General features: G+C 43.8%; 1 pseudogene. It reads left to right on the forward strand.

From position 1 onward, the window contains the following. Nucleotides 1-108 precede the first annotated feature (108 nt). Nucleotides 109-327: pseudogene (locus tag MSG93_RS19260) on the forward strand (ATP-binding protein); the annotation flags it as partial. Between the last annotated feature and the right edge of the window lie 257 nt (nt 328-584).

Consider the following 584-nt stretch of genomic DNA (forward strand, 5'->3'; position numbering starts at 1 on the left):
ACATCAATTTAACTGGGGATTATCTATGGCGAAGCAAAGCCAAGATAGGTGGTGGAAAATTTAGGCCATTGCGCGCAATTGAAAAACCTTAGCGTGCTATATTTTCCGTTTCCTGAGACGACCCCTATCATTACGACGAACTTGAGCTTCTCGGAATGGAGCAATGTATTTGGTGATGCTAAGTTGACGACTGCACTGCTGGATCGACTGACTCATCATTGCCATATCATCGAAACGGGTAATGAATCCTATCGTTTTAAGCAAAGCACGGAGGAAGCCAAGCAGCGTATAAAGAAACGAGAAGCAGAGAAAGGAGAGTTATTTTAACCGTCGATCAGTGAAGAAAAAGCAACAGCAATTGATCGATTTATCCACAGCAGTGTAGTACGCTACATTGCTTAAATGCCTGGTCAATATTCAACGAGCATCGCTGGTCAATATTAAGTGAGCGTCAACAATCTTGGGCATTTCGGGGTATCTCTGGTGGCACAAACAGGTTTGCAGTTTGACCTTTCCACATCTCAGGGAAAGCTCATGGCTTCTGTGATGTCTGCATTAGCAGAGTTTGAGGGAGATTTACTACG

The sequence above is a fragment of the Acinetobacter sp. IK40 genome (assembly GCF_035615075.1).
Taxonomy (GTDB): domain Bacteria; phylum Pseudomonadota; class Gammaproteobacteria; order Pseudomonadales; family Moraxellaceae; genus Acinetobacter; species Acinetobacter courvalinii.